Here is a 7,113-nt window from a genome sequence, read left to right as displayed (position 1 = left end):
TCAGACAATTTCCGCGTCATAACCCATGAAAAAATTCGGGTTTTGGGGTAGCAGCGGTATAGATGAAGATAAAGTAACTTATTGGCTGCATGTTGTGGCCGGAGGCAAGTAATATGGGTTTTCCCGGCACGTGGATGACTGAAAGCGAAAGTGTTGTGTACCGGGTTGTTCCGAAATGCGCTTGCTCCACTATCGGTCAGATCATGTATTATTCAGATCATGGCGCGTTTTTCGATGGCGATATACATGATGCCAAAGGGGGCATGCACAAATGGGCGCTCGATGAGAGCCAGCCATTGATCTCCACCAATGTGCAATCGCACAGTTCTTATTCGTTCACTTGCGTGCGCAATCCCTACACACGCATCCTATCATCATTTTTCGACAAAATTTGCGGTATCCAGCGCAATGGCAATCGCTACCGCGGCAAGTTGGTTCCAACGCTGGTTCAGAAATACGGCATCGAAGTCGGTGGCGAAGACGGCAAGCAAGAGTTCGATCAAATCGCGAGCTTTCGCCGTTTCCTATTGTTCGCGCGCGACACCATCCGCTGGCGCCGCCCTATGGACCCGGATATTCACTGGTCTGCGATGTCGGGGCATGTTTCGACGTTCATCGTGAACGGCGGTCGCTACGACAAGATTTTCTGGACCGAAAGTTTCAATGACGGCATGCAGCAAGTGCTCGATCAGATCGAAACGCCCAACAAAGTTGATCTGAGCACGATCCCGCGTTTCAACGAATCCGAATCCGAAGGCCACGGCCCCAAACGCGCGCATCCTGTCGAGGACTATTTCGACGATCTGTCGATGCATCTGGTCTATGAGATCTACAAACGTGATTTCGATTTGTTCAAGTATGACTTCAAGGATCCGTCCAACAAGATGCCGATCGGTGAAATTGACCTTGATGAAGTGCACGCCAAACTAGGTGACTAACCACTCAGCCTAGGTCTTCCTCTCTTTTCAAATATCCCGGGGGAGACCGCCTTGGCGGGCGGGGGCAGCGCCCCCTCCACTTTCTTTTAGGTCTCAAGTCCCGCATCACGGAACATCGCGGAGATATTCACTTTGGGACGTGGCCCAACGTGGCCAATAACTTCGCCCGCACAGATGCAACCCATCTTGCCGCATGTTTCCAAATCGCGTTCCGTCGCAAGGCCATAGAGGAAACCCGCCGCGAACTGATCGCCCGCGCCTGTTGCGTCCACTGGCACTACTTTTGTCACAGGTACATCAATGCGCGCGCCACCTGACATGATAGACACGCCGTCACCAGAGCGTGTGCAAACTGCCAAAGGACAAATCGCACTCAACTTTGAAATCGCGGCGTCCAGATCGTCCGTTTCGAAGAGCGACTTCACTTCCTCTTCATTGCCGATCACATAGTCCAATTCGTTCTCGATAAGATCCAAGAAGTCCGCACGGTGGCGTTCGACGCAGAACGGATCAGAAATCGCGATACCAGCTTTGCCGCCCGCTGCACGACACGCGCGCGCGAGTTTCACAAAAGCTTCTTTGCCTTTGTCCTTGTCGAAGAGATAGCCTTCTAGAAAGACGATCTCTGCATTCGCGCCCACGTCTTCTGAAACATCCTCAGGACCAAGCTCGGCAGAAATGCCAAGGTATGTGTTCATTGACCGCTCCCCATCAGGCGAAACGAAAATCATCGAACGCGAAGTCGGCAGTTCACCACCCGCAATCGGGTCATTCACAAAGACAGTGCCTTCATCGGTCATCGCCTTGGCATAAAACTTGCCCAAAGCATCATCGCTCACACGCCCTACAAACGCAGTGCGCAATCCGAGCGAACCGATGCCTGCAATCGAGTTCGCAACAGACCCACCTGCCGCTTGCGTGCGTTCGGACATGGAACCGTAAAGCACCTCTGCGCGATCTTTTTCGATCAACTGCATGATGCCTTTCTCGATACCCATATTGGCCAGAAAACTGTCATCGCTTTGGGTGATTACGTCTACGACTGCATTGCCGATCCCGACGACTTTGTAATTTTTCATTCGCTCTTTTCCTCAAAGGGGCACAAGTCTTTTATGATGCAATTGGCGCAAACAGGTTTGCGCGCTTTGCAGATATAGCGCCCATGCAAGATGAGCCAGTGATGGGCATGCTGTTGAAAATCGACAGGAATATGATCTTCAATGGCCCTTTCAACGGCATCCACGTCTTTGCCGGGGCAAATGCCTGTGCGATTGCCGATACGAAAGATGTGCGTATCAACCGCTTGGCTTGGATATTGCCACCACATGTTCAGAACCACATTTGCGGTTTTGCGCCCAACCCCGGGCAGCGACACGAGTGCCGCGCGCGAGTTCGGAACAACGCCATCATAGTCATCGACCAAAATCTGGCTGAGTTTGATCACGTTTTTGGCCTTGTTGCGATAAAGCCCGATGGTTTTGATATGCTCAATGACACCGTCAAGCCCGAGATCGAGCATTTTTTGGGGCGTATCCGCGATCTTGAACAGGTCTTTGGTAGCTTTGTTGACGCCAACGTCCGTGGCCTGCGCAGAGAGCGCAACAGCGACAACCAGAGTATAGGCGTTGGTGTGATCCAACTCGCCCTTTGGTTCAGGTTCAGACGCTTCAAACCGCGTGAAAATCTCGCGGATCGTATGATAGGGCAGTTGTTTCGCAGGTTTTGTCATGGCGATGGGGTAGCCTGATTAGCAGCGCACTATCAATAGGGCAGCCCAACGTAGTTCTCCGCCATCGCTTTCTGAGCGGCTTCATTGGTGCGTAAGAATTCGATCTCTGCGATCTGCATTTTCAAGTCAAACTCTGTTTGATCTGGAAAGCTGTGCATAAGCGACGAAAACCACCAGCTAAAGCGCTCTGTCTTCCAAACGCGCGCAAGGGCTTTTTCGGAATAGCTATCCAGCCCCTCGGGCGAACCGTCCTCGTAGAACTGGCGTAACCCGTTGTAGAGATAATGGATATCCGACGCGGCTGTGTTCAACCCTTTGGCCCCTGTCGGCGGCACGATATGCGCAGCATCCCCGCACAAGAACAAACGACCCCAGCGCATAGGCTCTGTCACGAAGGAGCGCAAAGGCGCGATGGATTTCTCGATCGTCGGACCTGTCACCAGCTTGTCCGCCTGCTCGCTTGGAATGCGGCGTTTGAGTTCTTCCCAGAACGCCTCGTCTGACCAGTCCTCTGGCTTATCATCGAGAGAACACTGGATGTAATAACGGCTTAAATTCTCATTGCGCATAGAGCACAGCGCAAAGCCGCGTTCGGAGCCGGAGTAGATCAATTCATGGTTTACAGGGGGTGTCTCGGACAAGATGCCCAGCCAGCCAAAGGGATAGACCTTTTCATATTCTTTGCGCACATCGGCAGGGATTGTCGGGCGACTGACACCATGGAACCCATCGCATCCAGCGATGTAGTCACAGTCAATGCGCCGTTCTTCACCTGCAACGTTGTAAGTGACAAAAGGAGCATCTGTATCAGCGCCGTTGATCACCACATCCTCGACGTTGAACTCAATCTTGCCATTCGCCGCCTCGCGCGCGGCGTATAGATCGCGGGTCACTTCTGTCTGACCATAAACAGTGACGTGGTGCCCTGCATGTTTGGTAAAATCGACGCGGAACATCGTATCGCCAAACGACACGAGCGTGCCATCATGCACATAGCTTTCTGCATCAAGTCGCTCTGCCACACCTGCCTCGCGCATGAGCCCGACGAAACCGCGCTCTAGCACGCCTGCGCGAATGCGGCTGAGGACATAATCCTTGGTCTGGCGTTCGAGGACGATGCTATCAATGCCGCGCGTGTGCAAAAGCTGGGAGAGCAAAAGCCCCGATGGACCCCCACCGATTATGGCAACTTGTGTCTTCATGGGGTGATGTCCTTACAGATCGATAACAATGTGCCCGTCCGCATCGGCGGCGCGGGATTGGCAGGTAATGATTTCGCTCTCGCGCTGGTTATTAGATAGCACAAAGTCGCGGTGTTCAACCTCGCCCTCGATAAGCCCGCATTTGCAAACGCCACAGATACCATCAGAGCATTTCACATCCACAGGAATGCCATTCGCGATCAGCACATCAGAGAGATCTTCATCCGCGCTTACGCTGAGCTCTTTGCCGGATTTTGCGAGCTTCACAGTGAAGGGATGGTTCACATAGTCGGGTTGTTCTGGAACGGAGAAGTATTCCAGGTGACGCGCGTCTTCGGGGAACCCTTGACGCGCCGCCGCCTGAACGACGCCTTCCATGTAGCGATCAGGGCCGCATGTGTAGATGTGCCAGCCGTCTTTGTAGCCTTTGAGCAGCGTATCCAAATCAGCGCGCGAGCCTTGATCGGAGAAGTGGAACGTGACGTGTTTCGCCCAAGGCATCGCCTTGAGATCATCGACATATCCCGCGCCATCCATCTTGCTCGCGGAGTAATGCAGCTCAAACGGTTTGCCCAAAGCGTGCAAACGATGCGCGAAAGCGATCATCGGCGTGATGCCAATGCCTCCCCCCATAAGATAGGTCTTGGTGGCGTCTTCCACGAGATCAAAGTGGTTGATTGGTTTGGAAATAAAGACACGCCGCCCTTCATTAAAGATGCGGTGCATCATCAGAGAGCCACCGCGCCCTTCGTCCTCTCGCAGTACACCGATTTGATACTTGGAGGTGTCCGCAGGATCGCCGGACATAGAATATTGACGCAGGAAATCTGGGGTGACGACCACATCAAGATGCCCGCCAGCTGTCCAATCGGGCAAGGCTGATCCATCCCAAGCGGTGAACTCGTATTTTGTGACATCAGACGTCATCGCTTCGGCTTTGCTGACGCGCGCCATGATCACTGGGGCGTCTGCGAAGTCAGGGCGCTCATGAGCGAGGCCGTCAGTCTCACCGCGCGCAAGGCGGGCTTTGTATTCATCCGCGCTGATCATATCGCGGTAGGCTTGAATGCCAGCCTCGCGATCCATCGGGAACGGATAAGGGTAGGGCCAAGGTGCAAGGTTGGCGGGATAAACCGCAAGCGTTTGATCCTCGAACTTCAGATCGAGATCAGGGTCAAGATCGCGGCGATTGATCGGCGCGGCGGGTTCTTTGTATCCGCCGTCCTCTTTCAGCTCGAGATCCCACCACCACTTTTTCGCGTCATTCACACCGCCATTGCCAAGCGTATCGTCGAGCTTGGCCAAGATAGGCGCGGCTTTGGGCATGTTCATCGCCGCCCAACGGAACGGCTTTTCCTTAAAGATCCCCTCAAGGTTCCACGGACAGGTTTTCATGCAACGCCCACACATCGCGCCACCCTCTGTGGTAATGCGGTATGTCGTGCATTTGACGCTATCGGATTTCCAAATTTCATAGCCGTTGAACATCCGCTTAGGCCCGGCAGTGATCGCACCAGAGGGGCATTCGCGCGCACATTTGTTGCAGCTTTCGCAGAAGTTTTGCAGGCCGAAGTCGATGGGTTTGTCGTGTGCCAGCGGCATATCTGTGGTGACTGCGCCTGACTTCAGACGGGGGCCAAGCAAGGGATTAAGGATCACCTCTCCAATGCGGCTGACTTCGCCAAGTCCCGAGAGCAAAAGCAAGGGCGGCTGTAAGACTTCACCGTCCATCACGGAATGGGCCTTGGCTTTGTAGCCAAGGTTGCGGATCTGTTTTGCGATGATCCCGCCCAAAAGCGAGAAACGCAAATAGGCGCGCATGGATTGTGCGACGGCGATCCAGTCGTCCCCAGATGCGCCCTCCATTGTCTCATAACCTTGATCGATAATCATGCTGATCGCGTTGTTATGCGGCGGATCAATCGGCGTACCCGTGGCGTCGTGACTGTACCATGTCCAATCAGGGCAACGGCTGATTCCGACAGCATCGACACCAAGAAAATAGCTGGCCGCTTTGACGTTTTCCGCGTTGCGCTCTGCTTCGGTTGGTCTTTGCGCAGGCGCAGCACTTTCGCCGTCTTGCAGCAAAACAAACGCCCCCAAAACACGGCGTTGCGAAAAGGAATGCGCGCTTTTGCGGGCGTACCACCCACCGGAAGCGGCCTCTTGCTGCTTCTTCCCTAGATCCCCAAACTGCGCGCGCGCGAACATGTCGGTGCGTTTAGGGACTCGTGCGACGCGCTCTTCGTCGATGTAAGTCGTCGGCGTATCCACGCGCTTGAGTTTTTCAAACGGATGCGCGCCGTCCACATAGCGCCGCTTGGCGTAAGGATCACGGTTCAGCGCGCTTTTCGACGTACCCTTGCCGACCCACCAAGCAGGGCTGTTGGGCTGATCAATCCAAGGGGCCAGGGGTTCATCAACCGCCATTTCAAAGTTGGTTGTAACCACAGCAAGACCAAAACCTTCGCCGATGTAGGGTGCAAACAGGCGGCCCTTTTCGACAGAGGCAAGACCAGCTGCGACGGCCAGTTGGTTCATATCGACATCAGATGATGAAGACGTGTGCGCGCGCGCAGAGAAGCCCAAAAGATGCAGATATTCGGCAAGGATCACGGCAGTTTCTGTGCCGCGCAAAGCGGCGCGGTGATCTTGCGTGCCCATGATCCACTCAGAGCCCGGCTCATGCGCTTTGGGATCGCGGTGGTGCTCTACGAGCAGAACAATCGCGTGGGTGTGATGATCAATCGCTTCCAGCGGTGCCTCGATCGATTCTTTTAAAGCAGCCATGATCTGATCAATGCCAGAGGTAAGCGTCTTGGTCTGTTTCGTGCGAATATCATTCGCGAGGCGGTCAATGTCGGAGTTGCGCGTTGGCTCAACCAGCAAGGCACTGCGCGGCAACGTACAAACACCTATCATCGAGGTGTCCTGAAAGTACCCGAACGCCTTCATATGATTGCTGCGCTCTTGGGGATCACTGGGCGCAGTCGCAGGTGTCGGGTTCACCGCACCATCGCGGATCGCGTCCATCATTGCCTGATATTCGCCCATTGCATTAACCAGCGAATGCGGCGTGTCCAGATCATGAAAATCAAGCTGCTTTGACGCGGGCACTTGGTTCAAATCAGGCATGCTTGAAGTACGTTTCAACCGCTCAAGTGGGTAAGGCCCCATATGAAACGGGCGATCCTTGGTCGAGAAAAAGCGTATGCCCATTGAATAGTCCTATTTCCGTGTGAGA

General features: G+C 54.2%; 5 protein-coding genes. 1 reads left to right on the top strand and 4 read right to left on the bottom strand.

Annotation, left to right across the window (positions count from 1 at the left end; genetic code table 11):
- The first annotated feature begins 113 nt into the window (after window positions 1–113).
- Entirely contained in the window at window positions 114–938 is an 825-nt protein-coding gene (locus tag PFRI_RS13180) for a sulfotransferase family protein (RefSeq protein WP_072631167.1), read from the top strand.
- Window positions 939–1,024: 86 nt separating this feature from the next.
- Here PFRI_RS13180 and PFRI_RS13175 read toward each other — a convergent pair whose 3' ends face one another.
- Genes PFRI_RS13175 through PFRI_RS13160 form a run of 4 tightly spaced genes read right to left on the bottom strand, consistent with a single transcriptional unit; the run spans window position 1,025 to window position 7,088 of the window.
- Complete coding sequence (locus tag PFRI_RS13175) at window positions 1,025–2,017, bottom strand: adenosine kinase (RefSeq protein WP_072631166.1); 993 nt, start codon at window positions 2,015–2,017, stop codon at window positions 1,025–1,027.
- Window positions 2,014–2,667 (bottom strand): endonuclease III, encoded by a 654-nt coding sequence (gene nth, locus PFRI_RS13170; protein WP_072631165.1) that lies wholly within the window; start codon window positions 2,665–2,667, stop codon window positions 2,014–2,016. The genes PFRI_RS13175 and nth overlap by 4 nt, the downstream gene beginning before the upstream one ends.
- Window positions 2,668–2,699: 32 nt before the next feature.
- On the bottom strand, window positions 2,700–3,869 hold the full coding sequence (pobA, locus tag PFRI_RS13165) for a 4-hydroxybenzoate 3-monooxygenase (protein ID WP_072631164.1): 1,170 nt from the start codon (window positions 3,867–3,869) through the stop codon (window positions 2,700–2,702).
- Between the two features lie 12 nt (window positions 3,870–3,881).
- The gene (locus PFRI_RS13160; protein WP_072631163.1) at window positions 3,882–7,088 is read right to left on the bottom strand and encodes a reductive dehalogenase; all 3,207 of its coding nucleotides are present in this window, start codon (window positions 7,086–7,088) and stop codon (window positions 3,882–3,884) included.
- Between the last annotated feature and the right edge of the window lie 25 nt (window positions 7,089–7,113).

It is taken from the genome of Planktotalea frisia (assembly GCF_001890925.1).
Taxonomy (GTDB): Bacteria; Pseudomonadota; Alphaproteobacteria; order Rhodobacterales; family Rhodobacteraceae; genus Planktotalea; species Planktotalea frisia.
This window is presented reverse-complemented; position numbering and strand designations above follow the sequence as displayed.